The sequence below is a fragment of the Pseudomonas sp. B21-053 genome, assembly GCF_026016365.1.
Classification (GTDB): Bacteria; Pseudomonadota; Gammaproteobacteria; order Pseudomonadales; family Pseudomonadaceae; genus Aquipseudomonas; species Aquipseudomonas nunensis.
Map to the genome: position 1 here is coordinate 2,077,567 of NZ_CP087205.1, position 26,635 is coordinate 2,104,201.

At 59.8% G+C, this 26,635-nt stretch carries 22 protein-coding genes; 14 read left to right on the top strand and 8 right to left on the bottom strand.

Annotated elements, in window-relative coordinates; all coding sequences use genetic code 11:
* Positions 1 to 54 precede the first annotated feature (54 nt).
* From prpC to prpD, 4 genes are all read left to right on the top strand, one after another.
* Positions 55 to 1,182, top strand: coding sequence for a 2-methylcitrate synthase (gene prpC / locus LOY68_RS09575; protein WP_265044276.1), 1,128 nt, complete (start codon positions 55 to 57; stop codon positions 1,180 to 1,182).
* 206 nt (positions 1,183 to 1,388) lie between these two features.
* Entirely contained in the window at positions 1,389 to 3,980 is a 2,592-nt protein-coding gene (gene acnD / locus LOY68_RS09580; RefSeq protein WP_265044277.1) for a Fe/S-dependent 2-methylisocitrate dehydratase AcnD, read from the top strand.
* 54 nt (positions 3,981 to 4,034) lie between these two features.
* Positions 4,035 to 5,225 carry a 2-methylaconitate cis-trans isomerase PrpF gene (gene prpF / locus LOY68_RS09585; protein ID WP_265044278.1) on the top strand — a complete coding sequence of 397 codons (1,191 nt, stop codon included), beginning with the start codon at positions 4,035 to 4,037 and terminating at the stop codon, positions 5,223 to 5,225.
* Between the two features lie 152 nt (positions 5,226 to 5,377).
* The gene (gene prpD / locus LOY68_RS09590) at positions 5,378 to 6,862 is read left to right on the top strand and encodes a 2-methylcitrate dehydratase (RefSeq protein ID WP_265044279.1); all 1,485 of its coding nucleotides are present in this window, start codon (positions 5,378 to 5,380) and stop codon (positions 6,860 to 6,862) included.
* A gap of 111 nt (positions 6,863 to 6,973) precedes the next feature.
* Here the strand turns inward: prpD and LOY68_RS09595 are convergent, their stop codons facing one another.
* Positions 6,974 to 7,861, bottom strand: coding sequence for a DMT family transporter (locus LOY68_RS09595; protein ID WP_265045757.1), 888 nt, complete (start codon positions 7,859 to 7,861; stop codon positions 6,974 to 6,976).
* A 140-nt stretch (positions 7,862 to 8,001) separates the two neighbouring features.
* Here LOY68_RS09595 and LOY68_RS09600 point away from each other — a divergent pair, with 140 nt between their 5' ends.
* Positions 8,002 to 9,411 (top strand): PLP-dependent aminotransferase family protein, encoded by a 1,410-nt coding sequence (locus tag LOY68_RS09600; RefSeq protein ID WP_265044280.1) that lies wholly within the window; start codon positions 8,002 to 8,004, stop codon positions 9,409 to 9,411.
* A gap of 111 nt (positions 9,412 to 9,522) precedes the next feature.
* On the opposite strand, the gene LOY68_RS09605 is transcribed toward LOY68_RS09600, so the two are convergent.
* Positions 9,523 to 10,341, bottom strand: coding sequence for a pyruvate, water dikinase regulatory protein (locus tag LOY68_RS09605; protein WP_054053996.1), 819 nt, complete (start codon positions 10,339 to 10,341; stop codon positions 9,523 to 9,525).
* Between the two features lie 175 nt (positions 10,342 to 10,516).
* On the opposite strand from LOY68_RS09605, the gene ppsA reads away from it, so the two are divergent.
* From ppsA to LOY68_RS09645, 8 genes are all read left to right on the top strand, one after another.
* Positions 10,517 to 12,892: a phosphoenolpyruvate synthase gene (ppsA, locus tag LOY68_RS09610; protein WP_054053998.1), complete on the top strand. Its 2,376-nt coding sequence runs from the start codon at positions 10,517 to 10,519 to the stop codon at positions 12,890 to 12,892.
* Positions 12,893 to 13,080: 188 nt separating this feature from the next.
* On the top strand, positions 13,081 to 14,070 hold the full coding sequence (locus LOY68_RS09615) for an alpha/beta fold hydrolase (protein ID WP_054053999.1): 990 nt from the start codon (positions 13,081 to 13,083) through the stop codon (positions 14,068 to 14,070).
* Between the two features lie 121 nt (positions 14,071 to 14,191).
* Positions 14,192 to 14,683: a ribonuclease E activity regulator RraA gene (rraA, locus tag LOY68_RS09620; protein ID WP_163909193.1), complete on the top strand. Its 492-nt coding sequence runs from the start codon at positions 14,192 to 14,194 to the stop codon at positions 14,681 to 14,683.
* A 38-nt stretch (positions 14,684 to 14,721) separates the two neighbouring features.
* Positions 14,722 to 15,717, top strand: a complete 996-nt coding sequence (locus LOY68_RS09625; protein ID WP_054054003.1) for a zinc transporter ZntB — start codon at positions 14,722 to 14,724, stop codon at positions 15,715 to 15,717.
* A gap of 63 nt (positions 15,718 to 15,780) precedes the next feature.
* Positions 15,781 to 16,029, top strand: coding sequence for a hypothetical protein (locus tag LOY68_RS09630; protein ID WP_008146303.1), 249 nt, complete (start codon positions 15,781 to 15,783; stop codon positions 16,027 to 16,029).
* A 2-nt stretch (positions 16,030 to 16,031) separates the two neighbouring features.
* Entirely contained in the window at positions 16,032 to 16,856 is an 825-nt protein-coding gene (locus tag LOY68_RS09635; protein WP_054054005.1) for a mechanosensitive ion channel family protein, read from the top strand.
* A gap of 87 nt (positions 16,857 to 16,943) precedes the next feature.
* Positions 16,944 to 17,534 (top strand): RNA polymerase sigma factor SigX, encoded by a 591-nt coding sequence (gene sigX / locus LOY68_RS09640; RefSeq protein ID WP_163909195.1) that lies wholly within the window; start codon positions 16,944 to 16,946, stop codon positions 17,532 to 17,534.
* 107 nt (positions 17,535 to 17,641) lie between these two features.
* Positions 17,642 to 18,673, top strand: a complete 1,032-nt coding sequence (locus tag LOY68_RS09645) for an OmpA family protein (RefSeq protein WP_054054009.1) — start codon at positions 17,642 to 17,644, stop codon at positions 18,671 to 18,673.
* 112 nt (positions 18,674 to 18,785) lie between these two features.
* Here LOY68_RS09645 and cobA read toward each other — a convergent pair whose 3' ends face one another.
* The 5 genes from cobA to LOY68_RS09670 all read right to left on the bottom strand — a co-directional run bounded on the left by cobA (position 18,786) and on the right by LOY68_RS09670 (position 24,633).
* Positions 18,786 to 19,565 (bottom strand): uroporphyrinogen-III C-methyltransferase, encoded by a 780-nt coding sequence (cobA, locus tag LOY68_RS09650; protein ID WP_265044281.1) that lies wholly within the window; start codon positions 19,563 to 19,565, stop codon positions 18,786 to 18,788.
* Between the two features lie 42 nt (positions 19,566 to 19,607).
* The gene (locus tag LOY68_RS09655) at positions 19,608 to 21,278 is read right to left on the bottom strand and encodes a bifunctional protein-serine/threonine kinase/phosphatase (protein WP_265044282.1); all 1,671 of its coding nucleotides are present in this window, start codon (positions 21,276 to 21,278) and stop codon (positions 19,608 to 19,610) included.
* A gap of 10 nt (positions 21,279 to 21,288) precedes the next feature.
* A complete protein-coding gene (locus LOY68_RS09660; protein ID WP_054054016.1) occupies positions 21,289 to 22,500 on the bottom strand; it encodes a nitrate/nitrite transporter in 1,212 nt (403 codons plus the stop codon).
* Positions 22,501 to 22,831: 331 nt separating this feature from the next.
* Positions 22,832 to 23,407, bottom strand: coding sequence for an ANTAR domain-containing response regulator (locus LOY68_RS09665; RefSeq protein ID WP_018925269.1), 576 nt, complete (start codon positions 23,405 to 23,407; stop codon positions 22,832 to 22,834).
* A 14-nt stretch (positions 23,408 to 23,421) separates the two neighbouring features.
* The gene (locus LOY68_RS09670) at positions 23,422 to 24,633 is read right to left on the bottom strand and encodes a CmpA/NrtA family ABC transporter substrate-binding protein (RefSeq protein WP_265044283.1); all 1,212 of its coding nucleotides are present in this window, start codon (positions 24,631 to 24,633) and stop codon (positions 23,422 to 23,424) included.
* A 229-nt stretch (positions 24,634 to 24,862) separates the two neighbouring features.
* Between LOY68_RS09670 and LOY68_RS09675 the strand changes: the two genes are divergently transcribed.
* Entirely contained in the window at positions 24,863 to 25,882 is a 1,020-nt protein-coding gene (locus tag LOY68_RS09675; RefSeq protein WP_265044284.1) for a quinone-dependent dihydroorotate dehydrogenase, read from the top strand.
* Between the two features lie 279 nt (positions 25,883 to 26,161).
* Here LOY68_RS09675 and rmf read toward each other — a convergent pair whose 3' ends face one another.
* A complete protein-coding gene (gene rmf / locus LOY68_RS09680; RefSeq protein ID WP_003223300.1) occupies positions 26,162 to 26,377 on the bottom strand; it encodes a ribosome modulation factor in 216 nt (71 codons plus the stop codon).
* Positions 26,378 to 26,635 lie beyond the last annotated feature (258 nt).

Sequence of the window (26,635 nt, forward strand, 5' to 3'; positions counted from 1 at the left end):
AAGCTTCGCTCCTACAAGTTTCCCTGACAAATTCAAGAAAAACTGGAGACAGCAATGGCCGAAGCAAAAGTACTCAGTGGCGCCGGGCTCCGTGGCCAGGTTGCCGGGCAAACCGCACTGTCCACCGTGGGCCAGTCCGGCGCAGGCCTGACCTATCGTGGCTATGACGTTCGCGAACTGGCGGCTGATGCGCAGTTTGAAGAAGTCGCCTACCTGCTGCTGTACGGCGAACTGCCGACCAAAGCGCAACTGGCAGGCTACATCGACAAACTGAGCAAGCTGCGCGACCTGCCGCAAGCGTTGAAAGAAGTGCTGGAACGCATCCCCGCCGACGCCCACCCGATGGACGTGATGCGCACCGGTTGCTCGTTCCTGGGCAACATCGAGCCGGAGAAAGACTTCGGCGCACAGCACGACGTCACCGACCGCCTGCTGGCCGCCTTCCCGGCGATCATGTGCTACTGGTATCGCTTCAGTCACGACGGCAAACGCATCAATTGCGTGACCGACGAACAGACGATTGGCGGCCACTTCCTGCACTTGCTGCACGACAAGAAGCCGAGCGATCTGCACGTCAAAGTGATGAACGTGTCGCTGATCCTCTACGCGGAACACGAGTTCAACGCCTCGACCTTCACTGCCCGTGTCTGCGCGTCGACCCTGTCGGACATGTTCTCCTGCATCACCGCCGCCATCGGCTCCCTGCGCGGTCCGCTGCACGGCGGCGCCAACGAGGCGGCGATGGAAATGATCGAGCGCTTCAAGTCGCCGGAAGAGGCGATCAAAGGCACCCTCGGCATGCTCGAGCGCAAGGACAAGATCATGGGCTTCGGTCACGCGATCTATAAGGACAACGATCCGCGCAACGAGGTGATCAAGGGCTGGTCGAAAAAACTCGCGGACGAAGTGGGCGACAAAGTTCTGTTCCCGGTATCGGAAGCCATCGACAAGACCATGTGGGAGCAAAAGAAACTGTTCCCGAACGCCGACTTCTACCATGCGTCGACGTACCACTTCATGGGCATTCCGACCAAATTGTTCACACCGATTTTCGTCTGCTCGCGCCTGACCGGCTGGGCCGCGCATGTGTTCGAACAACGTGCCAACAACCGCATCATCCGCCCGAGCGCCGAATACGTCGGCGTCGAACAGCGCAAGTTCGTGCCAATCGAACAACGCTGACCGGTGGCGGCCAGCGCGGGTTGCTGAATAAACCGCAAACCCCTGTGGGAGCGGGCTTGCTCGCGAAGACGGACTGACATCCAACATTGATGTCGACTGATACACCGCTTTCGCGAGCAAGCCCGCTCCCACATTTGATCCGGTTTCAATTCAGTCCCGAAGCCAGGCCCCACCCTTTTGCAACTACCGTGACCGAGTCCTGACCGATGAACACAGAATTCCGCAAACCGCTGCCCGGCAGCCATCTGGATTATTTCGACGTCCGTGCGGCGGTCGAAGCGATCCAGCCTGGCGCCTATGACACCCTGCCGTACACCTCCCGCGTGCTCGCGGAAAACCTGGTGCGTCGCTGCGACCCGGCCACGCTCACCGATTCCCTGAAGCAATTCATCGAGCGCAAGCGCGACCTCGACTTTCCGTGGTTCCCGGCCCGTGTGGTCTGCCACGATATTCTCGGCCAGACCGCTTTGGTCGACCTCGCCGGCCTGCGCGACGCTATCGCCCTGCAAGGTGGCGACCCGGCGCAAGTGAACCCGGTGGTGCCGACGCAACTGATCGTCGATCACTCCCTGGCCGTCGAGCGCGGTGGCTTTGATCCAGACGCGTTCGAGAAGAACCGCGCCATCGAAGACCGTCGCAACGAAGACCGTTTTCACTTCATCAACTGGACCAAAAAAGCCTTCAAGAACGTTGATGTGATTCCGCCGGGCAACGGGATCATGCACCAGATCAACCTGGAGAAAATGTCTCCGGTGATCCAGGTGCGCGACGGCGTGGCGTTCCCCGATACCTGCGTCGGTACCGACAGCCACACCCCGCACGTCGATGCATTGGGCGTGATCGCCATCGGCGTTGGTGGCCTGGAAGCCGAGAGCGTGATGCTCGGTCGCGCGTCATGGATGCGCCTGCCGGAAAGTGTCGGCGTCGAGCTGACGGGCAAGCTGCAACCGGGCATCACCGCCACCGACATGGTGCTGGCGCTGACCGAGTTTTTGCGTAAACAAAAAGTTGTCGGCGCATGGCTGGAATTCTTCGGCGAAGGTGCTTCGGCGCTGACCCTCGGCGACCGCGCAACCATTTCCAACATGGCCCCGGAATACGGCGCCACTGCCGCGATGTTCTACATCGATCAGCAGACCATCGACTACCTCAAACTCACCGGCCGTGAAGACGAGCAGGTAGCGCTTGTCGAGAACTACGCCAAGACCACTGGCCTGTGGGCCGACAGCCTGAAGGGCGCGCAATACGAGCGCGGCTTGAGTTTCGACCTGTCCTCGGTGGTGCGCAACATGGCCGGCCCGAGCAACCCGCACGCTCGCGTCGCGACGTCGGATCTCGCCGCCCAGGGCATCTCCGGCCAGTGGACCGAAGTGCCCGGTCAAATGCCGGACGGCGCGGTGATCATCGCCGCCATCACCAGTTGCACCAACACCAGCAACCCGCGCAACGTTATCGCCGCCGGCCTGCTGGCGCGCAACGCCAACAAGCTCGGGCTGACTCGCAAGCCGTGGGTCAAATCGTCCCTGGCGCCGGGCTCGAAAACCGTCGCGCTGTACCTCGACGAAGCCGGGCTGACCAGTGAGCTGGAGCAACTCGGTTTCGGCATCGTCGCGTTCGCCTGCACGACTTGCAACGGCATGTCCGGCGCACTCGATCCGGTGATCCAGCAAGAGATCATCGACCGCGATTTGTATGCGACCGCTGTGCTCTCCGGCAACCGCAACTTCGACGGGCGGATTCACCCGTACGCCAAGAATGCGTTCCTCGCTTCGCCGCCGCTGGTGGTCGCTTACGCCATCGCCGGGACCATCCGTTTCGACATCGAAAAAGACGTGCTGGGCGTGGTCGATGGCCAGGAAATCCGCCTCAAGGATATCTGGCCGAGCGACGAAGAAATCGACGCCGTGGTGAAAGCCTCGGTGAAGCCGGAGCAGTTCCGTCAGGTCTACATTCCGATGTTCGCCATCCACGAAGACACCGGCCCGAAAGTCACGCCGCTGTACGACTGGCGCGAGATGAGCACCTACATCCGCCGTCCGCCGTACTGGGAAGGCGCGCTGGCCGGCGCACGTCCGCTCAAGGGCATGCGCCCGCTGGCGGTACTGCCGGACAACATCACCACCGATCACTTGTCGCCATCCAACGCGATCATGCTCGACAGCGCAGCGGGTGAATACCTGGCGAAAATGGGCTTGCCGGAAGAGGACTTCAACTCTTACGCAACGCACCGTGGCGACCACTTGACCGCGCAGCGCGCGACCTTTGCCAACCCGAAACTGTTCAATGAAATGGTCCGGGAAAACGGCAAGGTCAAGCAGGGTTCTCTGGCCCGCGTCGAGCCGGAAGGCCAGGTCATGCGCATGTGGGAAGCCATCGAAACCTACATGGAACGCAAGCAGCCGCTGATCATCATTGCCGGCGCCGACTACGGTCAGGGTTCGTCGCGTGACTGGGCGGCGAAAGGCGTGCGACTGGCCGGTGTGGAAGCGATTGCCGCCGAAGGTTTCGAACGCATTCACCGCACCAACCTGGTGGGCATGGGCGTGTTGCCGCTGGAGTTTTTGCCGGGCACCGACCGTCACACGTTGGGCATCGATGGCAGCGAAACTTATGACGTGATCGGCGACCGTACACCGCGTGCGCAGTTGACACTGGTGATCAACCGCCTGAATGGCGAGCGCATTGAAGTGCCGGTGACTTGCCGTCTCGACACCGCTGAAGAAGTCTCGATTTACGAAGCGGGCGGCGTGTTGCAGCGCTTTGCCCAGGACTTCCTTGAATCGGCCGTCGCCGTTTAAAAATCCAGGGCCGCAGGGGATTTCACGTCCCCTGTCGGCCAATAGAGGAATGACATGGCTCACGTACCTCAAATCAAAATCCCCGCCACCTACATGCGCGGCGGCACCAGCAAAGGCGTGTTCTTCAGCCTGAAAGACCTGCCCGAAGCGGCACAGATTCCCGGCCCGGCGCGCGATGCATTATTGCTGCGCGTCATCGGCAGCCCCGACCCGTACGACAAACAAATCGACGGCATGGGCGGCGCGACGTCCAGTACCAGCAAAACCGTGATCCTGTCGAAAAGCATCAAGGCCGATCACGACGTGGATTACCTGTTTGGTCAGGTGTCCATCGACAAGCCTTTCGTCGATTGGAGCGGCAACTGCGGCAACCTGTCGGCAGCGGTCGGTTCATTCGCTATCAGCAACGGTTTGGTGGACGCCAGCCGCATTCCACACAACGGCGTTGCCGTGGTGCGCGTGTGGCAGGCCAACATCGGCAAGACCATCATCGCCCACGTGCCGATCACCAACGGTGAAGTGCAGGAAACCGGTGATTTTGAACTCGACGGCGTGACCTTTCCGGCGGCCGAAGTGCAGGTCGAATTTATGGACCCGGCGGCGGAAGAAGAGGGCGGCGGTGGTTCGATGTTTCCCACCGGCAACCTGGTGGATGACCTGGAAGTGCCCGGCGTCGGGACCTTCAAGGCGACCATGATCAATGCCGGCATCCCGACGATTTTTATCAACGCTGAAGACATCGGCTACACAGGCACCGAGTTGCAGGGCGCGATCAACAGCGACCCGAAAGCCCTGGCGATGTTCGAAACCATCCGTGCCTACGGCGCGTTGCGCATGGGTTTGATTAAAGACCTGGACGAAGCGGCCAAGCGGCAGCACACGCCGAAAGTGGCGTTCGTGGCCAAGCCTGCGGATTACGTGGCGTCAAGCGGCAAGCCGATTGCGGCAGGTGATGTCGACCTGCTGGTGCGTGCGCTGTCGATGGGCAAATTGCACCACGCGATGATGGGCACGGCGGCGGTGGCGATCGGCACGGCGGCGGCGATTTCCGGAACGTTGGTGAACCTTGCGGCGGGCGGTATCGAACGTAATGCGGTACGTTTCGGGCATCCGTCCGGGACGTTGCGCGTGGGTGCCGAGGCCAGCCAGGTGAACGGTGAATGGACCGTGAACAAGGCCATCATGAGCCGCAGTGCGCGGGTGTTGATGGAAGGGTTCGTGCGCGTGCCGGGTGATTCGTTCTAACCAACACAACCCCTGTAGGAGCTGCCGAAGGCTGCGATCTTTTGATTTTGCTTTTTTTAGGATCAAGATCAAAAGATCGCAGCCTTCGGCAGCTCCTACATTGCCCCTGAACCGAGGTCCCATCAACGAAGCACTAACCGAGTGAATCGAACATGAGCGCCAACGTCGACCTGAACAACCGCCCCGACTACGACACGGTCCTGCAGGACATCGCTGACTACGTCCTCACCTTCAAAATCGAGTCCACCGAAGCACTCGACACCGCCCGTAACTGCCTGATCGACACCCTCGGCTGTGGCCTGCTGGCCCTGCGTTTTCCCGAATGCACCAAACACCTGGGCCCGATTGTCGAAGGCACCGTCGTCCCGTTCGGCGCCCGTGTGCCCGGCACCTCTTTTCGTCTCGACCCGGTCAAAGCCGCATGGGACATCGGCTGCATCGTGCGCTGGCTCGACTACAACGACACCTGGCTCGCCGCCGAGTGGGGCCATCCTTCGGATAACCTCGGCGGGATTCTCGCGGTGGCGGATCACCTGTCGCAAAAACGTCTGGCCAATGGCGATGCGTCGCTGACCATTCGCGCGGTACTCGAAGCGATGATCATGGCCCACGAGATTCAGGGCGTGATCGCGCTGGAAAACTCCTTCAACCGTGTAGGCCTTGATCACGTGCTGCTGGTGAAAGTTGCCTCGACCGCCGTCACTGCCAAACTCATGGGCGCCAATCGCGAGCAATTGCTGTCGGCGCTGTCCCATGCCTTTGCCGATGGCCAGGCGCTGCGTACTTATCGTCACGCACCGAACGCCGGGTCGCGCAAATCCTGGGCTGCTGGTGATGCGTCGAGTCGTGGCGTGCGTCTGGCGGACATTGCGATGCGCGGCGAGATGGGCATCCCCGGCGTGCTGACCGCCAAGCAGTGGGGCTTCTATGACGTGTTGTTCAGCCATACGAATAACGATCTGGCGCTCAAGCCCGACGACAAACGCGCGTTCAGCTTCTCTCGCCAGTACGGCAGCTACGTGATGGAAAACGTGCTGTTCAAAATCAGCTTCCCCGCCGAGTTCCACGCGCAGACCGCGTGTGAAGCGGCTGTGACCCTGCACCCACAGGTCCGCAATCGCCTGCACGAAATCGACAAAATCGTCATCACCACCCACGAATCGGCGATCCGTATCATTTCCAAGGTCGGCCCCTTGGCCAATGCCGCCGACCGCGACCACTGCATCCAATACATGACCGCCGTGCCGCTGGCCTTCGGCAATCTGGTGGCCGAGCAGTACGAAGACGACTTCCATGCCGCGCACCCGATCATCGATGTGCTGCGGGAAAAAATGGTCATCGTCGAGGAGCCGCGCTTCACCCGCGAATATCTGGAGGCTGACAAACGCTCGATCGCCAATGCTATTCAGGTGTTTTTCAAGGACGGCTCCAGCACCGAGAACGTGGTGGTCGAGTACCCGATCGGCCATCGCCGTCGCCGTGCCGATGGCATCCCGCTGCTGGAAGACAAGTTCAAGGCCAACCTGGCGACACGCTTCACCGGTCAGCGCAGCGCCGAGATTTTTGCCTTGTGCAAGGATCAGGCTGCGCTGGAAGCAACGCCGGTTAACCGGTTTGTCGACCTGTTCGTGATCTGAACGGATAAACACAAATCTCCTGTAGGAGCTGCCGAAGGCTGCGATCTTTTGATCTTAAAAAATCAAAATCAAAAGATCGCAGCCTTCGGCAGCTCCTACGGGGAGATGTATTCAGGCCTTGAGCCATTTCTCGACGGGCAATTTGGTGATGGCAAACCCCGCCAGCAACACCGCCGAGTAAATCATCAGCTCCCGCGAAATACTCTGCCCCTCGTACCAGGCGCCAATCACCACCGCGAACACCGGAAAAATAATAAACACGAACGACAAAATGATCGGGCTCAGCCGTTTGAGCAGCAAAAAGTAAACGATAAACCCGCCCACCGACGCCACCAGCCCCAGGTAGAGCAGGGCGCCCCACGAGCGCACGCTGATGTCATCGAACACCGGCGCCTCAAAACTCAATCCCGCGACAAACAGCATCAACCCCGCCAGACCAGTAGGCAGCGTGTTGTAGGTAATCACGCTGATCGCACTGCCTTGTTTCTTGGTGATCACGTAACACAGCGCATGCATCAGCGCTGCCGCCAGAATCGCCAGCACTCCGAAGAACTCGGCGTGGTCCAGATGCAGGCCCTGGCTACGGATAATCATGAACAAACTGCCAAACCCGATGGCGATGCCAATCACTTGGGAGGGATAGGTTTTCTCCCGCAAAAATACCGCCGAAAAAATCAGGATAAACACCGGCATGCAGCTGAACAGCAACGCGGTCAGGCCAGACGAGACGTGCATCTCGCCGTAGTTGAGCAGGTAATACGGCAGGCTGAAGTACGACAGCGTGACGAACACGAAAAACCAGCGACTCTGGCGTGGAAACAGCAGCGGCTCGCGACGCAGCAGGGCGAAGCTCAAGAACAGCGGAAAGGCGATCAGAAAGCGCAGGCCGGCGGCGGTCAGCGGCGGCACGCTTTCGACGGCGATCTTGATCCCCAGCCATGTGGTGCCCCAACTCAGGCAGACGATCAGGAACAAGGTGCTGGTGATCAATCCCGCCAGCCAGGGTTTTCCCGTGATGGACGGCGTGCTGATGGCGATCGACATGTTCGAGCTCCTGTGTGAGTCGTCGGAATTGACCTGATAACGGAAAGGGTCTATCCCTGATTGAACCTGTTTTCAGCACGCTATTCGGGATGGAAATGACTGTCAAAGTAAGTATTGCCACGGTGTCAATCCTGCGCGAAGGCTTGGCTCATGGGCGCGGCGTGAAGTACAAGCGCCTGGCCGAGGCCCTGGAAAAAAGCATCGGCGAAGGCTTGATCGAGCCGGGTAGCAAACTGCCGCCCCATCGACTGTTGGCGGACAGCCTGGGCGTGACCATCGGGACTATTAGCCGCGCTTACGGCGAACTGGAGCGGGTCGGGTTGGTGGTGGCCCGTGTAGGAGATGGCACTTATGTGCGTCAGCGCGGGATGGAACGTGCGCGGGACGTAGGCTTTCGCAATGTCAGCGACGAGCCGCAGCCGTTCTTCGACATGAGTCGGAATCAGCCGATTCCGGGGCAGGAAGCAGCCTTCCTCAGCCAAAGCCTGCAAGCCTTGGCCAATGATCCGCAGACTTTGCAGGTGCTCAGCGGCTATATGGCTGACAGCGGATTACCGCGACACCGGGCGGCAGGTGCTCATTGGTTGCGGCACCAGGACTTTGTGCCGAACGCCGAACAGGTGATTTGCGTCAACGGCGGCCAGCATGGCTTGCTCTGCGTGTTGATGGCGCTGCTCAAACCGGGCGACACGCTGGTGACTGAGCATTTGACCTACCCCGGTTTGATCAGCGTCGCACGCATGCTCGGGATAAAACTGATTGGCGTCGGGATGGATGACGAAGGATTGCTGCCCGATGCGCTGTCGGACGTTTGCCAGCAGCATCGGGTATTGGCGTTGTATTGCACGCCGACGATCCAGAATCCTACGGCGTCGGTGATGTCTGTCCCACGCCGTGAAGCAATCGCCGAGGTCTGTCGTCAACACAACTTGCTGATCATCGAAGACGAAGCCCATGCCGTGCTGGCGCAGCAGCGTCCCTTGCCCTTGAGCCACTTTGCCCCGGAGCGCTCGGTGTTGATCGGCAGCCTGAGCAAAGCGGTTTCGGCGGGTTTGCGCGTGGGTTACCTGCACGCGCCGCAACCGTTGATCGGACGTTTGAGCGCGGCGGTGCGCGGGACCTGCTGGATGGCCAGTCCGCTCTCCATGGAGCTGGCGACTGCGTGGATCGAAAACGGTATTGCCGAGCAGTTGCTGGGGCAGCAGATCGCCGAAATCAGCCGCCGCAAACGGTTGGTCAGCGCCGTGTTAGAAGAAGTCGGCTACAAGACGCATCCTCATAGCCCACACTTCTGGATCGAGGTACCCGAGCCGTGGCGCGCTTCGCAGATTGCGGCGGAGCTGAAGGAGAAAAACTATTGGGTGGCGACCGCCGAGGCGTTTGCGGTGGGGCATGGGGCCGTGCCGCAGTTTATTCGGGCGAGTGTGTGTAATTCGGTGGGGGATGATCGGTTGTTGCTGGATGGGTTTGGGGCGTTGGTGGGGGCATTATCTGAAACCGCGTAATCGTTCTTCGCGAGCAGGCTCGCTCCCACATTGACCGCGTGTAGAGTGATCGACGCGGTTTACTGTGGGAGCGAGCCTGCTCGCGAAGGCGGTCGGGCAGGCGCTAAAGGCCTACTTGAACCGCCGCTCCACGCCTTTCTCCACCAGGATTTTCGCCGAAATCTCTTCCACGGAAAAATGCGTGGAGTTGATGTGCGCAATGTTCTCCCGGCGAAACAGATTCTCCACCTCGCGCACTTCGAATTCGCACTGGGCATAGCTCGAATAGCGGCTGTTAGGCTTGCGCTCGTTGCGGATTGCGGTGAGGCGGTCCGGGTCGATGGTCAGGCCGAACAGCTTGTGCTGGTGGGCACGCAGGGCGGCCGGCAGGGTCAGGCGCTCCATGTCGTCTTCGGTCAGCGGATAGTTGGCGGCGCGGATACCGAATTGCATGGCCATGTACAGGCACGTCGGCGTCTTACCACACCGCGACACGCCCACTAGGATCAGGTCGGCCTTGTCGTAATAATGCGTGCGGGCACCGTCATCGTTGTCCAGGGCGAAGTTCACTGCCTCGATCCGCTCCATGTAATTGGAGTTGGTGCCGATGGAGTGGGACTTGCCGACGGTGTAGGAAGAATGCTCGGTCAGTTCCTGTTCAAGCGGCGCCAGGAAGGTCGAGAAAATGTCGATCATGAAACCATTGGACGTAGCGAGGATCTCACGAATGTCCTGATTGACGATGGTGTCGAAGATGATCGGCCGGAAGCCGTCGGTTTCGGCGGCCTTGTTGATTTGTTGTACCATGGCCCGCGCTTTATCGACGTTGTCGATGTAGGGCCGCGTGAATTTGCTGAAGGTAATGTTTTCGAACTGCGCCAACAGGCTTTGCCCGAGGGTCTCGGCGGTAATACCCGTGCCATCGGAGATGAAGAAAGCAGATCGTTTCATTTGCACCTTGGGCCTTAAGCTAGTGAAGATTTCTGGATATGATAGACGCGATTTGTAGGCCGCCAGTTGGCCCGCATTCTCACTTATTTTCCAGGTCCAGGCCATACAGTCGGCAAAGGCTCCCCCGAGCCGCCGGCTTCTGAGCTTTTCCAACACAGTTAGTGGAGAGATCACCTTGGTAGAGTACGTAGTTTCCCTCGATAAGCTCGGCGTCCATGATGTAGAGCACGTAGGGGGCAAGAACGCATCCCTGGGCGAGATGATCAGTAACCTTGCAGGTGCCGGTGTATCGGTGCCCGGTGGCTTCGCCACGACAGCTCAGGCTTATCGTGATTTTCTGGAACTGAGCGGCCTGAACGATCAGATCCATGCGGCCCTCGACGCCCTGGACGTCGACGACGTCAACGCCCTGGCCAAGACCGGCGCCCAGATCCGCAAGTGGATCATGGAAGCCGAATTCCCCGAGAAGCTCAACGCCGAGATCCGCACCGCGTTCGCCACGCTGTCGGCCGGCAACCCTGACATGGCCGTGGCCGTGCGCTCTTCCGCTACCGCCGAAGACTTGCCGGACGCTTCCTTCGCCGGTCAGCAGGAAACCTTCCTGAACATCCGTGGTGTCGAAAACGTCATTCGCGCCGCCAAAGAGGTGTTCGCTTCACTGTTCAACGACCGCGCGATTTCCTACCGCGTCCACCAGGGCTTCGATCACAAGCTGGTGGCCCTGTCGGCCGGTGTGCAGCGCATGGTCCGCTCCGAAACCGGCACTGCCGGCGTGATGTTCACCCTCGATACCGAATCGGGCTTCCGTGACGTGGTGTTCATCACCGGCGCCTACGGCCTCGGCGAAACCGTCGTACAAGGCGCGGTGAACCCGGACGAATTCTACGTCCACAAACAAACGCTTGAAGCCGGTCGCCCGGCGATCCTGCGCCGTAACCTGGGCAGCAAAGCCATCAAGATGATCTACGGCGAAGTGGCCACGGCCGGCAAGTCGGTCAAGACCATCGACGTGGACAAGGCCGATCGCGCGCGTTTCTGCCTGACCGACGCCGAAGTCAGCGAGCTGGCCAAGCAAGCGATGATCATCGAGAAGCACTACAAGTGCCCGATGGACATCGAATGGGCCAAAGACGGCGACGACGGCAAGCTCTACATCGTTCAGGCCCGTCCTGAAACCGTGAAGAGCCGTACCCAGGCCAACGTCATGGAACGCTACCTGTTGAAAGAAACCGGCACCGTGCTGGTTGAAGGTCGCGCCATCGGCCAGCGCATCGGCGCCGGCAAGGTCCGCATCATCAAGGATGTGTCCGAGATGGACAAAGTCCAGCCAGGCGACGTACTGGTTTCCGACATGACCGACCCGGACTGGGAACCGGTCATGAAGCGCGCCAGTGCCATCGTCACCAACCGTGGCGGCCGTACCTGCCACGCGGCGATCATCGCTCGCGAACTGGGCATCCCGGCCGTGGTCGGTTGCGGCAACGCCACCCAGCTGTTGAAAGACGGCCAGGGCGTGACCGTTTCCTGCGCTGAAGGCGACACCGGTTACATCTTCGAAGGCGAACTGGGCTTCGACATCAAGAAGAACTCCGTGGACGCCATGCCTGATCTGCCGTTCAAGATCATGATGAACGTCGGCAACCCGGACCGCGCCTTTGACTTCGCGCAACTGCCGAACGCCGGTGTGGGCCTGGCCCGTCTGGAATTCATCATCAACCGCATGATCGGTGTTCACCCCAAAGCGCTGTTGAACTATGACGGCCTGCCGCAGGACATCAAGGACAGCGTCGACAAGCGCATCGCCGGTTACGACGATCCGGTCGGCTTCTACGTCGACAAACTGGTTGAAGGCATCAGCACCCTGGCTGCAGCGTTCACCCCGAAAAAGGTCATCGTGCGTCTGTCGGACTTCAAGTCCAACGAATACGCGAACCTGATCGGCGGCAAACTCTACGAGCCGGAAGAAGAAAACCCGATGCTGGGCTTCCGTGGCGCTTCGCGTTACATCAGCGAATCGTTCCGCGATTGCTTCGAACTCGAATGCCGCGCCCTCAAGCGCGTGCGTAACGAGATGGGCCTGACCAACGTTGAAATCATGGTGCCGTTCGTCCGTACCCTGGGCGAAGCCAGCCAAGTGATCGACCTGCTGGCCGAAAATGGCCTGGCTCGCGGCGAGAACGGTCTGCGCATCATCATGATGTGCGAACTGCCGTCCAACGCGATCCTGGCTGAAGAGTTCCTAGAATTCTTCGACGGTTTCTCGATCGGTTCCAACGACCTGACTCAGCTGACTCTGGGCCTGGACCGTGACTCCGGGATCATCGCTCACCTGTTCGACGAGCGTAATCCGGCGGTCAAGAAGCTGCTGGCCAATGCCATCCAGGCCTGCAACAAGGCTGGCAAGTACATCGGCATCTGCGGTCAGGGTCCTTCGGATCACCCGGACCTGGCCAAATGGCTGATGGAGCAGGGCATTGAAAGCGTTTCGCTGAACCCCGATTCCGTACTGGAAACCTGGTTCTTCCTGGCTGAAGGCCAGGCAGCGGTCTGATGGTGTGAGAGAAGGGCCCGCTTCCTTGTAGGAGCGAGCCTGCTCGCGAAGGCGCACTGACATCCCACAGGGATGTTGGCTGATACACCGCTTTCGCGAGCAGGCTCGCTCCCACACTGATCGGGCTTTTCAGTGATTCAAGTAGGGCGGGCTCCTCTGGACGCCGCCCTTTTTTGTGCAAGAGCATTATGCAAAGCAGCAGCAACCTATTTCCTGTCGCCCTGATCAGCGCCGAGCGGCGCGGCGATCTGAGCGAAGACGTGTATCGATTGAAACCCGGCAACAGCCCCGACGGCACCGTCGAGCTGGCGGTAACGCGCCTGGGTATGGCGGACGGCTCGGACGCTCGTGGCGTTCCGGTGATTTTGCTGCACGGCAGTTTTTCCAATCGACGGTTCTGGTTTTCCCCAAAAGGCCTGGGGTTGGGCGCCTACCTGACGCGCCTGGGCTTCGATGTGTGGATCCCGGAAATGCGCGGTCACGGTCTTTCCCAGCGCAACCAGAACTATCGCAAGAATCGCGTCTCCGACTACGCCCGTTACGATTTGCCGGCCATCGGTGCGTTCGTGCGCGAGCAAAGTGGCCAGGTTCCGCACTGGATCGGTCACTCCCTGGGCGGCATCACCCTGGCGGCCGCGTTGGGCGGTCAGTACATCGGTGAGCCGGTGGTGGCGTCGGCGGCATTTTTTGGTACGCAGGTCAGCCGCACCTACTGGCCGCTGAAGATTCCGCCGGTGGAGTGGAGCGGGCGCTTCATTCTCAAGCGTTTTGCCCAGCTGTCCGGTTCACGGCTCAAGCGCGGCCCGGAGGACGAGCCGATTGGCCTGGCCCTGGAAAGCATGCGCTGGTACGGCCTGTTCGGGCGCTTTGGCGATGCGGACAAGGACTGGTGGGCCGGTTTGGCCGAGGTTCAACTGCCCGTGCTGGCAGTGAGCGCGGCGGGTGACCATCAGGATCCGGCCTGGGCCTGTCGCAAGCTGTTCGATCAGCTCGGCTCGGAGCACAAGCAGTTCATCAACCTGGGCCGCGAGCAGGGTTTCGCCGACAATTTCGGTCATGTTGAAATGCTGGTGAGCAAAGCGGCGCAGGTCGAAGTCTGGCCGTTGGTGGCGCGCTGGCTGGTCGATCAACAGACGCCATTGCTGGGTGAAAAGCCGGATTTGGCCACGGCGGTCTGAGCGCGCTGCTCTAACAAGGGCATTTCGCTCCCGTCGGCTTGCGGCTAAGATATGACGCATTGAGCTTTTCTGGTCACTTTGCGACATCCTCGATTGTCTTCCTCTTTACAGGAGTTTCTCGATGAACCATTACGTTACGCCTGACCTGTGCGACGCCTACCCGGAGCTGGTGCAGGTGCTGGAGCCGATGTTCAGCAATTTCGGCGGCCGTGATTCCTTCGGCGGCGAAATCGTGACCATCAAGTGTTTCGAAGACAACTCGCGGGTCAAAGAGCAAGTTGAACTCCAGGGTGACGGCAAGGTGCTGGTGGTCGATGGTGGCGGTTCCCTGCGTCATGCGTTGCTGGGTGACATGCTGGCCGAGAAAGCCTCGAAAAACGGGTGGGCAGGGCTGGTGATCTACGGGTGCATCCGCGACGTGGATATTCTCGCGCAGACCGATCTGGGCGTGCAGGCCCTCGCGAGCCACCCGAGAAAGTCCGACAGGCGCGGGCTTGGCGACATTAACGTTCCAGTGACCTTCGCCGGCGTGACGTTCCATCCAGGTCATTACATTTATGCGGACAACAATGGCGTGATCATCTCGCCAAGCCCGCTGACGATGCCTGAATAAGCGTCGATGCAAATTTTCGCAGTAGCCATGGGGTGAGGATGTTCGAGGAAGAAAACGCGCAGTGGGGGCTGGTGCATGCCCTGGTGCTGGACGGTAAAGGCGGTGCGCGTTCGATAGCCCGGACTGATCTCGATGACTTGCAGCTGCAGGACCATGAAAGTCTGTGGCTGCATTGGGATCGCAGTCACCCGCAAACCCAGACCTGGCTGCGTAAATCCAGCGGTCTGAGTGAGTTCAGCTGCGATTTGCTGCTCGAAGAAAACACCCGTCCGCGGCTTTTACAGCTTTCCGACAGCGAACTGCTGCTATTTTTGCGTGGGGTAAACCTGAACCCTGGCGCCGAGCCAGAGGACATGGTTTCCGTGCGTATCTTCGCTTCGGCCCCGCGGGTGATTTCCCTGCGTTTGCGTCCGTTGCGCGCCACCGATGAGTTGCTGGTGCAGCTCGCCGAAGGCAAAGGGCCGAAAACCGCCTCCGAACTCATCCTTTATATGGCTCAGTACCTCACCAACAAGGTGCAGGATCTGGTCACTTGCCTCTCGGAAGTGGTCGATGAGGAAGAAGAAAAACTGGATGCCGACGAACGGTATACACCCGAGCATGGCTCCATTTTGCAGATCCGTCGCAGGGCGGCCGGGCTGAAACGTTTCCTGGCTCCGCAGCGGGATATTTTCGGACAACTGACGCGGATAAAACTGCCCTGGTTTGTCGAAGATGACGGCGATTACTGGAACGAATTGAACAACAGCCTGACCCGTTATCTTGAGGAGCTGGAATTGACCCGGGAGCGGGTGGGGCTGGTCCTTGAGGCCGAAGACCGGCGTTTGAGCGTGCGTATGAACCGCACGATGTACCGCTTCGGGATCATCACCGGGATCTTTTTGCCGATGAGTTTTCTGACGGGTCTGCTGGGCATTAATGTCGGCGGCATTCCGTTCTCGGCGAGCCCGTATGGCTTCCTGATCGCGTGCCTGATGATGGTGTCGGTGGCCCTCGGGCAGTGGTGGTTATTCCGACGTTTGCGCTGGGTGTGATGATGAGCCATGTGACCCGGGCAAATTTGATCGCGTCTTTCACTGACATTACGAGAGGTGCGTATGCACGATCCGTTTGAACAGTCTTTGCGTGACATGCTCAAGGCATCTCCGTCCACTCGGGACGACGATGCGTGCCTTGGCCGTGTTCTGAAAACCGCTAACCGCCAGGTCGGCGCCGGCGATCTGTTCAGCCTGCTGGGCCGTTGGCTGCCCGCGCTGATGATCGCGTTGAACAATGGATCGGCCCACGTCGCGCCGGTTTCCCGTCACCGTAAACCTACCGTTCGCACTGCTGATAAGGCTGATTGAATATGGAACTTGATCTCTGGACTCAGAGCCTCGTCACTGCAATGACTGCGTTGTGGACCAAGGTTGCGAATTTTATTCCGAACCTCTTCGGTGCGTTGGTTGTCCTACTCCTGGGATTTGTCGTAGCCAAGCTTCTGGACACCTTGTTGTCCAAGCTGCTCGCCAAATTGGGCCTTGATCGCCTGATGGGCGGCACCGGCCTGACCAAATTGTTGTCCCGTGCCGGCCTTCAGGTGCCTATCTCGACCTTGATCGGCAAGATCGTCTACTGGTTTGTTTTGCTGATTTTTCTCGTGTCGGCAGCAGAATCCCTTGGACTTGAACGAGTTTCAGCTACGCTTGATATGCTTGCGCTGTATTTGCCGAAAGTATTTGGCGCCGCGCTGGTGTTGCTGGTGGGTGTGTTGCTGGCGCAATTGGCCAATGGGCTGGTGCGCGGGGCGGCAGAAGGCGTAGGGCTGGATTACGCCTCTGGCCTGGGGCGGATTGCTCAGGGCCTGGTGATTATTATCAGTTTGTCGGTTGCGATCAGCCAGTTGGAGGTCAAGACTGACCTGCTTAACCATGTGATTGTGATCGTATTGATTACCGTTGGTCTGGCAGTTGCGCTGGCCATGGGGTTGGGAAGCCGGGAAATTGCCGGTCAGATTCTTGCGGGAATCTATGTGCGTGAGTTGTATCAGGTTGGGCAACAAGTGCGTGTTGGCGAGGTCGAAGGTCAGATCGAAGAGATCGGCACGGTTAAAACCACATTGCTGACCGACGAGGGTGAGCTAGTCTCTCTCTCCAATCGGATCCTCCTGGAGCAGCATGTGAGTAGCCGCTAATCCGGCAAACCCTGCTAATGTATGCCGCCGCAAACTGCCCTGAGGGGACTGCGGCGGACATTGACCTGACTGTCGGCCCGACTTGTTTTGAATAAAGCTCAATCGCTCTCCACGCGCTACGACCCCCGCGAGCTCTCTGATGAGGAGTTGGTCGCGCGCTCGCATACCGAGCTGTTTCACGTAACACGCGCCTATGAAGAACTGATGCGGCGTTACCAACGAACATTATTTAACGTCTGTGCGCGATATCTTGGGAACGATCGCGACGCAGACGATGTCTGTCAGGAAGTGATGTTGAAGGTGTTGTACGGGTTGAAGAACTTCGAGGGGAAATCGAAGTTCAAGACATGGCTCTACAGCATCACGTACAACGAGTGCATCACGCAGTATCGAAAAGAACGGCGAAAGCGTCGCTTGATGGACGCTTTGAGTCTGGACCCCCTCGAGGAAGCGTCAGAAGAAAAGACGCCGAAACCCGAGGATAAGGGTGGACTTGATCGCTGGTTGGTGTATGTGAACCCGATTGACCGTGAAATTCTGGTGCTACGATTTGTCGCAGAGCTGGAGTTTCAGGAGATCGCAGACATCATGCACATGGGTTTGAGTGCAACAAAAATGCGTTACAAACGTGCTCTAGACAAATTGCGTGAGAAATTTGCAGGCGTTGCTGAAACTTAGTTCAGAGCAAATATCTCTTACGTGTAGGCAAGTTCTGATAGACTTGCCGCCGAGTTGTCCCCCGGTTTGCGGGACTGCTTCACAATCACCAGATGGGGATTTAACGGATGAAACTGAAAAACACCTTGGGCTTTGCCATTGGTTCTCTTATTGCTGCCACTTCGTTCGGCGCTCTGGCACAAGGCCAAGGCGCAGTTGAAATCGAAGGCTTCGCTAAGAAAGAACAATTCGACAGCGCTCGTAACTTCAAGAACAACGGCAACCTGTTCGGTGGTTCGGTTGGTTACTTCCTGACCGACGACGTTGAACTGCGTCTGGGCTACGACGAAGTGCACAACGTACGTGCAGACAACGGCCGTAACATCAAGGGCGCCAACACCGCTCTGGACGCTCTGTACCACTTCAACAACCCGGGCGACATGCTGCGTCCGTACGTTTCGGCTGGTTTCTCCGATCAGAGCATCGGTCAGAACGAATCCGGTCGTAACCGCTCCACCTTCGCCAACGTTGGCGGCGGTGCCAAGCTGTACTTCACCGAGAACTTCTACGCCCGTGCAGGCGTTGAAGCTCAGTACAACATCGACCAGGGCGACACCGAGTGGGCTCCAAGCGTCGGTATCGGTGTGAACTTCGGTGGCGGCTCCAAGCCTGCTGCTGCTCCAGTTCCAGCACCAGCTGAAGTCTGCTCCGACAGCGACAACGATGGCGTTTGCGACAACGTTGACAAGTGCCCGGACACCCCAGCCAACGTAACTGTTGACGCTGATGGCTGCCCAGCAGTTGCTGAAGTTGTTCGTGTTGAGCTGGACGTGAAATTCGACTTCGACAAGTCGGTAGTCAAGCCTAACAGCTACGGCGACATCAAAAACCTCGCTGATTTCATGAAACAGTACCCATCCACCACCACTACTGTTGAAGGTCACACTGACTCCGTCGGTCCTGACGCTTACAACCAGAAACTGTCCGAGCGTCGTGCAAACGCCGTTAAACAAGTTCTGACCAACCAGTACGGTGTTGAATCGTCCCGCGTTCAGTCTGTTGGCTACGGCGAATCCCGCCCAGTTGCTGACAACAAAACTGAAGCTGGCCGCGCTGTAAACCGTCGCGTAGAAGCGCAGGTTGAAGCACAAGGTAAGTAATTATCTTGCAGCTCTGAAAAGCCCGGCTTAGGCCGGGCTTTTCTTTGTCTGCGATTTGGGTTTCGGCGAAGGTTTGGCGGCGCCCTTAAAGATCGCAGCCTCGCTCCGCGAGTCAGCTCCTACATTGCAACGCATCTTCCTGTAGGAGCTGACGAGTGAAACGAGGCTGCGATCTTTTGATCTCCTCGCAGGCCGCAACAGCACCAATCACCAGGATTGCCGGGCTCTTGAGCTCGAAGCTGTGGGCATCGTCTTCCATGGCTGTCAGAACGCTGCGACATTCGCGCTGATGCGGCAGTGAAGCGTTTTCGATCATCGCCACCGGTGTATCCGCCGCCATGCCGCCCGCCAGCAGTTGCTCGCGGATCTCGCTCAGTTTCGCTACGCCCATGTAAATCACCAGCGTCGTCCCACTTTGGGCCAAGGCCTGCCAATTCAGGCTGCTATCGTCCTGCGTGTGCGCAGTGACCAACGTCACGCCCCGCGCCACACCGCGCAGGGTCAGTGGAATATCACATTGCGTCGCGCCGGCCAGCCCGGCGGTGATGCCATTGACCAGCTCTACATCAACACCACGCTCGCGCAGCCATTGCGCCTCTTCACCACCACGCCCGAAAATGCACGGATCGCCGCCCTTGAGCCGCACCACGCATTTGCCATGGCGGGCATAACGCAGCATCAGCCGATGAATGAACGCTTGCGGTGTGGAGCGACAGCCGCCGCGCTTGCCGACGGGAATAATTCGCGCGTTAGGGCAATGTTCCAGTACCGCTTCGTTGACCAGGTCGTCGATCAGCACCACATCCGCTTCCCGCAAGGCCCGAACAGCCTTCAGGGTCAGTAATTCAGGATCGCCGGGACCCGCACCCACCAGCCAGACTTTTGCGCTCATCGAATTTTCCTCACAGGATAACGGCGTCGGCTGTGCCAACACTCAGTTATGAAACAGCAGAAACAACAGCAGCAGATTCACCACCAGCGAGCCCAGGGCCAGCGTCCGCCACACCTTCAGTGGCTCGCGATCCAGCAGTGGCCTGGGCCTCACACTCAAGCTCCGGCGCTCGCCTTGCTCCAGCAGCAACAACCATTCTTCAGCCGTTTCGAAGCGCTGCAGCGGATCAACCGCGACCGCGCGCTCCAGGCTCAGCGCGAGCCATTCCGGCAAGTCGGGACGGTAGCGGCTGGCGCTGACCGGCACGCCAAACCGCGGACGCTGAAAGGCTTCGATTTCGCCGTAGGGATACTGCCCGGTCAGCAGGAAAAACAGGGTCACACCGACCGCATACAAATCCTGCTGCGGCGTCGGTGCTTCGCCGCGAAAGGCTTCTGGTGCGATATAGCTGGGTGTGCCGGGCAGGGCGCTTGGTTGGTCCTCGGACAGGCCAGGACAATAAGCGAGACCGAAGTCCAGCAACCGCAGCTCGCCGTCGTCCCCCAGCAGCAGGTTCTCCGGTTTGATGTCGCGGTGCAGGATCTGCCGCCGATGCAGCATGCCTACCGCCCGCAGCAAACGCTCGGCGAGTTCTTGCCACTGCGCCAAGGGCAGTGGCCCGGTTCGGTCCTGCAATTGCGCCAGGGTTGATCCAGAATATTCACGCATCACGTAGTACAAATGCTGACGCTGGCTGGCGGCATGCACTTCAGGAAAATGCCGCCCGGCCACGCGTTTGAGAAACCATTCCTCCGACAACAAGGCCTGCCCGGCCAGATGATCGTCGTGCAAATGCCCGGGCAAGGTTTTCAGCAGCCAGGGTTGTTGCTGCGCGTCTCGCACCCTGTAAAGCAGCGATTGCTGGCTCTGGGCGAGGACACCCTCGACCTGCCAGCCTTCGAAAAACTGCCCCGGTTTCAGTGCGGGCGGCAGCGGCCATTGCTGCAAATGAATCAATGCATCGCCGATGCTGGTTTCACCCAAGGCATCGACCCGCACCAACAGGGCGCTGGCGTTGTCCTGGCTGCCGGCCAGATGCGCGGCGTTGACCAGGGTCTGCGCGGCGCTTTGCAGATCAGGCTGATCACGCAAGATTCCGGCAATTGCGGTATCGCCCAACACCGCCCAAACCCCGTCGCTGAGCAAAACGAAGCTCTCATCGAGCAGCAGTTCGCCATCGAGGAAATCCAGCACCAGATGCTGATCGAGCCCCAACGCGCGCTTGAGCACATGCTGCATGCCCGGCTGATCCCAGACGTGATCCTCGCTGACTCGCTGCAATTGATCGGCGTGCCAGCGATACACTCGGCAATCGCCGACATGCGCCAGGGTAAAACGCCTGCCACGCATGACCAGAGCGCTGACCGTGGTCAGCAGCGGTTGCCCACCGCCATTCGCCTGCAGCCAGCGATTCTGCGCCGACAGCAAACGATCCAGCGCCTGGGCCACGCCCCAGGTTTCCGGGGTGGCGTAGTAATCCAGCGCCAGTGCCTGCAAGGTCGAACGGGCGGCGAGGCCACCATCGGCGCACTGGCTGACGCCGTCGGCGATGGCGAACAGGTAACCCTTGCTCGCCGCCAGCGCCGGGGCCGGGGTCACCAGGCGCAAGGCGTCCTGATTTTCCTCACGCGGGCCGATGGCGCTGGCTTCGGCGAAACTCAGTTGCAGGCTCATTGACGTTGCCTCAGACCCGAGCGGCCGTCATCGCTGCCGAACCCCAAGTGGTTCTCCAGCGACGTTTCACGCCGTGCAGGCCGAACCAGGCGAGCACGCCCAGGCTGGCGAACAACCACAGGGCCATTTGATAGCTGCCGGTGCTTTGCTTGATCGCGCCCATGCCCGCCGCAAGGGCGAAGCCACCGATGCCGCCGGCCATGCCGATCAGCCCGGTCATCACGCCGATCTCCCGACGGAAACGCTGTGGCACCAATTGGAACACCGCGCCGTTGCCCGCACCCAGACCGAGCATGGTGCAGACGAAAAGCGCCAGCGCCGCGTAGGAGCTCGGCAAGTTGAAACCCACCGCCGCGATGCAGATCGCCGCCACTGTGTACATTCCGAGCAGGGTGCGAATGCCACCAAAACGATCCGCCAGGGCGCCGCCCAACGGACGCATCAGGCTGCCGCCGAACACGCAGGCGGCAGTGTAGTAACCGGCGGTGACCGGGCTCAGGCCATATTGGTCGTTGAAGTAGCCGGGCAGGGCGCTGGCCAGGCCGATGAAGCCACCGAAGGTCACGCTGTAGAAAAACATGAACCACCAGCTGTCGCGGTCACCCAGGGCCTTGAGGTAGTCGGCCATGGACTTGGCTTTCGGCCGTTCCGGAGCGTTTTTGGCCAGCCAGGCGAAGACAATGATGGTCAGGATCAGCGGGATCAGGGCGAAGCCGAACACATTGCTCCAGCCAAACGATGCGGCCAATACCGGGGCGATCAGCGCTGCCAAGACAGTGCCCGAGTTACCGGCACCGGCGATGCCCATCGCCTTGCCTTGATGCTCTGGCGGATACCATTGCGACGCCAGCGGCAGGGCGACGGCGAAGGACGCGCCGGCCATGCCGAGGAACAGCCCCAGCACTAGCGCCTGTTCGTAGCTGTGGATCCCGAGTTTCCAGGCGCCGAACAATGCACAGATGACGATCACCTGGCCAATCAGCCCGGCGGTTTTTGGCGAAAGGCGATCAGCCAGCAGGCCCATCGCAAAGCGCAATACCGCGCCAGCCAGAATCGGCGTGGCCACCACCATCCCGCGCTGTTGCGTGGTCAGGTGCAGGTCGGCGGCGATTTGCACCGCCAGGGGGCCGAGCAGGTACCAGACCATGAAGCTCAGGTCGAAATAGAGGAAGGCCGCGAACAAGGTCGGGGCATGGCCGGATTTCCAGAAGCTTGAATTCATCGCGCACCTCAGCTGTTAAGCGTCTCGAGAAGGAGTCATGAGCTTGCAGGTGGGGCGCCGCAACGGCCGCACCACCGGCCCCGGTCTCAGGGGCCAAAACTAAAAAACGCCGCCACCTGATCCGCCATGGGGCGAACGAGGTGAGCGACGTCTTTGTCGTAGGTGGGGCAACCGCCGTTGGTTACCTGTGTGGATTACGTAGCGAGATTTGTGCCAACAGCCGGGATCGTGTCGTGGCCATTCGCGGGCAAGCCTCGCTCCTACAGGTCTTGCGCCAATTGTTAATCACGCAAATCGCTGTAGGAGCGAGGCTTGCCCGCGAAGGCGTTCTTCAACCCAACAACTCACTCATGGCGATAATCTGCTCTGCCACCTGAATCAGCTTCTGCTGGCGGCTCATGGCCTGGCGGCGCATCAGGGTGTAGGCCTCTTCTTCGTTGCAGTCCTTCATCTTCATCAACAGCCCCTTGGCCAGCTCGATGCGCTTGCGCTCGGCCAATTGCTGATCTCGCGCATGCAGTTGCGCACGCAGGGCCTGGTCGCTTTCAAAACGCGCCATGGCCACGTCGAGAATCGGCTGCAAGCGTTGTGCGTGAATGCCTTCGACGATGTAGGCACTGACCCCGGACTTGATCGCCTGGCGCATCACGCCGGGGTCGTGCTCGTCGGTAAACATCACGATTGGCCGGGGTTGGTCGCGGGTCACCAGCACCACTTGCTCCATCACATCGCGGCTCGGTGACTCGGTATCGATCAGAATCACGTCCGGACGCACCGTTTCGACGCGTGCGGGCAGGTCGATGGTCAGGCCGGATTCGTCGATTACCTCGAACCCGGCCTCGGTCAGGGCGGCTTTGAGGCGCCCGACTTTCTTCGCCGTGTCGTTGATCAGCAGGATTCGCAACATGTGGCGGTCTCCTGTCAGCGGCTGGCGAGAAGGGGCGAGCTGTCGCTCATGGCGTGGAGCTTGAAGCTCCGGGCGTAACCGGCCGGGTCTGAACCGTCCCAGACTTTGCCATCGATCAACTGACTGCTGCGCATTTCCTGACCCCAGGCGGCAACGCCTACCGCTGTTGCGGCCTCACGGTACAAGTCTAGTTGCTGGACCTTGCGCGCCACGCCGAGGTAATCCGGGTCTTCGCGCAGCAAACCCCAGCGGCGGAATTGGGTCATGAACCACATGCCGTCGGACAGGTACGGCAGATTGACCTCTCCGCCGCCATGGAAGCGCAAGGCGTGCGGGTCTTGCCAGCGATTGCCCAGGCCATCGGCGTAATCGCCCAGCAGGCGCGGTTCGATGCTCTCCACAGGCGCGTCGAGATACTCCGGCGCGCTCAACAACTGCGCGGTGCTGCGACGGTTTTCCTGGCTGTCTTCGATAAAACGGCTAGCTTCGATGATCGCCATCACCAACGCCCGGGCGGTGTTGGGATACTGCTCGACAAAGGCGCGGGTGCAGCCGAGGACTTTTTCCGGGTGATCGGGCCAGATGCTTTGGGTCGTCGCCAAGGTGAAGCCGAGATTCTGATCGACCGCGCTGGCGCACCATGGCTCACCGACGCAGAAACCGTCGATACGCCCGGCCTGCAAGTGCGCGACCATTTGCGGCGGCGGCACCACCACGCTGTCGACATCCTGCAATGGATGAATGCCCTGGCTCGCCAGCCAGTAATACAACCACATGGCGTGGGTGCCGGTGGGGAAGGTCTGGGCGAAGGTCAGTTTTGGGCGAGTTTGGTGCACGCGCCGGTGCAGTGCTTCAGGACTGGTCACCCCCAGCGCTTGCAAGCCGTGGGACAGGTTGATGCTCTGGCCGTTCTGGTTCAGGCCCATCAACACCGCCATGTCCGTGGGCGCGACGCCGCCGATGCCCAGGTGCACCGCGTAAATCAGCCCGTAGAGGCTGTGGGCGGCGTCGAGTTCGCCGCTGACCAGTTTGTCCCGCAGGTTAGCCCAGGACGACTGGCGCTTGAGGTTGAGGGTCAGGCCATAGGGTTGGGCGAAGCCCTGGGTGGCGGCGACCACTACCGAGGCGCAGTCGCTCAGGGCCATGAAGCCGATATTGATCGCGGACTTCTCCGGGGCATCGCTGCCGTTGACCCAGGCCAGCGGGCCGGCTGTGGTTTCATTCATCGTTAACACCTTGCAAAAAAAAGCGTCGTCCCAGGTCACCGCGCGAGCAGAACCGGGTGACGACGCCATTGTCCGTCGACTCATCCCGTCGTTGGCATGAGTGCTGATAGCTATGCCGGTGCAAGGCATATGCCATCGAACGCTGATTTGTGTGTGCGCCTCGCTTGCGACCCCCATGCCCGGCTATAATCGCCGCCTCATTTCGCCGCCATCCGAGTCAAACCCGCCCATGTACACCCTGGCCCGTCAGCTGTTGTTCAAACTTTCCCCGGAAACCTCCCACGATCTGTCTCTGGACCTGATCGGCGCGGGCGGGCGTTTGGGCCTCAACGGCTTGCTGTGCAAGGCGCCTGCGAAAATGCCGGTGAAGGTCATGGGCCTGGAGTTTCCGAACCCGGTGGGTCTGGCGGCTGGTCTGGACAAGAACGGCGCGGCCATCGACGGTTTTGCCCAGTTGGGTTTTGGCTTCGTCGAAATCGGCACCATCACCCCGCGTCCGCAGCCAGGCAACCCGAAACCACGGATTTTCCGCTTGCCGGAAGCCGAGGCGATCATCAATCGCATGGGGTTCAACAACCTCGGCGTCGATCATCTTCTGGCTCGCGTCGCAGCCGCCAAGTACAAGGGCGTGCTCGGCATCAACATCGGCAAGAACTTCGACACCCCGGTTGAACGGGCGGTGGACGATTACCTGATCTGCCTGGACAAGGTCTACGCCCACGCCAGCTACGTGACGGTCAACGTCAGCTCGCCGAATACCCCGGGCCTGCGTAGCCTGCAGTTCGGTGATTCGCTCAAGCAACTGCTCGCCGATCTGGCCCAGCGCCGGGCCGAACTCGCATTGCGTCACGGCAAGCACGTACCGTTGGCGATCAAGATTGCCCCGGACATGACCGACGAAGAAACCGCACAGGTCGCACAAGCGCTGATCGAAACCGGGATGGACGCGGTGATCGCCACCAACACCACCCTGAGCCGTGTCGGCGTCGAAGGCCTGGAACATGGTGACGAGGTGGGCGGTCTGTCCGGCGCGCCGGTTCGCGACAAGAGCACCAACACCGTGAAGGTCCTGGCGGCAGAATTGGCCGGCCGGTTGCCGATCATCGCCGTGGGTGGCATCACCGAAGGCAAGCACGCGGCTGAGAAAATCGCTGCGGGTGCGAGTCTGGTTCAGCTTTACTCGGGCTTCATCTATAAAGGCCCGGCGCTGATCCGTGAATCCGTCGACGCCATAGCTGCCCTGCGCTAAACCCCGTAGGAGCTGCCGAAGGCTGCGATCTTTTGATCTTTGATCTTTGTATTCGCGCAGATAACGCCGAGAAGCAAGATCAAAAGATCGCAGCCTTCGGCAGCTCCTACAGGGGATCGTGTTCAGGCAATGCCGTCGTCAAGGCAAGGGTTGGGTTTTACAGACATAAAAAAGGGCACCTCGAAGGTGCCCCTGGGCCGGAGCCCGCCGTCCGGATGGGACGTGCGTGGTTAATGTGTTACGTATTCAGATGATTGTGTTGCAGTGTCAGGCCCTTTGTTAGCCAACGGCGTGAAGTTCGTTGAGTCTATGGATTCCCGCAGTGCCGGTCATACCGTCCCAGTTGTCGCCGCGTCCTTCGCGCCAGCCGTTAATCCAGGCTTGGCGTACCGACGGTAGAGTAAATGGGCAAAGCTCACGGGATTTGCCACCAACGCCATATTGATATCCGCGCAAAAATGCTCTTTCCAACGGATCACGCTTAAGTCTTCTCATAGGGTGTTGCCCTCACTTGTTGACTGTATTTATCGCGTTGACCTCAATCGAGGTCTGGCAGAAAAATTCTGCCGTTGGCGGCTCGCTGCCGGCGTCACGAGCCAAGGTGTTGACGCCGTTGCGACGTCAACCTGTGTTGAGTTCTAACCAATGCGTCACATTGATGGAATGATCGTTTTGTCATAAGGACGTAACCAGAAAGATGCTATGGCCATAAGTAACACGATGTTTGACCCGTGTTGATTGGCCAAACCCCGG

What these genes read in the sequence shown, in the direction of transcription:
- prpC (WP_265044276.1), top strand. Translation starts at nt 55, where the DNA reads ATGGCCGAAGCAAAAGTACTCAGTGGCGCCGGGCTCCGTGGCCAGGTT.
- acnD (WP_265044277.1), top strand. Translation starts at nt 1,389, where the DNA reads ATGAACACAGAATTCCGCAAACCGCTGCCCGGCAGCCATCTGGATTAT.
- prpF (WP_265044278.1), top strand. Translation starts at nt 4,035, where the DNA reads ATGGCTCACGTACCTCAAATCAAAATCCCCGCCACCTACATGCGCGGC.
- prpD (WP_265044279.1), top strand. Translation starts at nt 5,378, where the DNA reads ATGAGCGCCAACGTCGACCTGAACAACCGCCCCGACTACGACACGGTC.
- LOY68_RS09600 (WP_265044280.1), top strand. Translation starts at nt 8,002, where the DNA reads ATGACTGTCAAAGTAAGTATTGCCACGGTGTCAATCCTGCGCGAAGGC.
- LOY68_RS09605 (WP_054053996.1), bottom strand. Translation starts at nt 10,341, where the DNA reads ATGAAACGATCTGCTTTCTTCATCTCCGATGGCACGGGTATTACCGCC.
- LOY68_RS09615 (WP_054053999.1), top strand. Translation starts at nt 13,081, where the DNA reads ATGCAAAGCAGCAGCAACCTATTTCCTGTCGCCCTGATCAGCGCCGAG.
- rraA (WP_163909193.1), top strand. Translation starts at nt 14,192, where the DNA reads ATGAACCATTACGTTACGCCTGACCTGTGCGACGCCTACCCGGAGCTG.
- LOY68_RS09625 (WP_054054003.1), top strand. Translation starts at nt 14,722, where the DNA reads ATGTTCGAGGAAGAAAACGCGCAGTGGGGGCTGGTGCATGCCCTGGTG.
- LOY68_RS09630 (WP_008146303.1), top strand. Translation starts at nt 15,781, where the DNA reads ATGCACGATCCGTTTGAACAGTCTTTGCGTGACATGCTCAAGGCATCT.
- LOY68_RS09635 (WP_054054005.1), top strand. Translation starts at nt 16,032, where the DNA reads ATGGAACTTGATCTCTGGACTCAGAGCCTCGTCACTGCAATGACTGCG.
- LOY68_RS09645 (WP_054054009.1), top strand. Translation starts at nt 17,642, where the DNA reads ATGAAACTGAAAAACACCTTGGGCTTTGCCATTGGTTCTCTTATTGCT.
- cobA (WP_265044281.1), bottom strand. Translation starts at nt 19,565, where the DNA reads ATGAGCGCAAAAGTCTGGCTGGTGGGTGCGGGTCCCGGCGATCCTGAA.
- LOY68_RS09655 (WP_265044282.1), bottom strand. Translation starts at nt 21,278, where the DNA reads ATGAGCCTGCAACTGAGTTTCGCCGAAGCCAGCGCCATCGGCCCGCGT.
- LOY68_RS09660 (WP_054054016.1), bottom strand. Translation starts at nt 22,500, where the DNA reads ATGAATTCAAGCTTCTGGAAATCCGGCCATGCCCCGACCTTGTTCGCG.
- LOY68_RS09665 (WP_018925269.1), bottom strand. Translation starts at nt 23,407, where the DNA reads ATGTTGCGAATCCTGCTGATCAACGACACGGCGAAGAAAGTCGGGCGC.
- LOY68_RS09670 (WP_265044283.1), bottom strand. Translation starts at nt 24,633, where the DNA reads ATGAATGAAACCACAGCCGGCCCGCTGGCCTGGGTCAACGGCAGCGAT.
- LOY68_RS09675 (WP_265044284.1), top strand. Translation starts at nt 24,863, where the DNA reads ATGTACACCCTGGCCCGTCAGCTGTTGTTCAAACTTTCCCCGGAAACC.
- rmf (WP_003223300.1), bottom strand. Translation starts at nt 26,377, where the DNA reads ATGAGAAGACTTAAGCGTGATCCGTTGGAAAGAGCATTTTTGCGCGGA.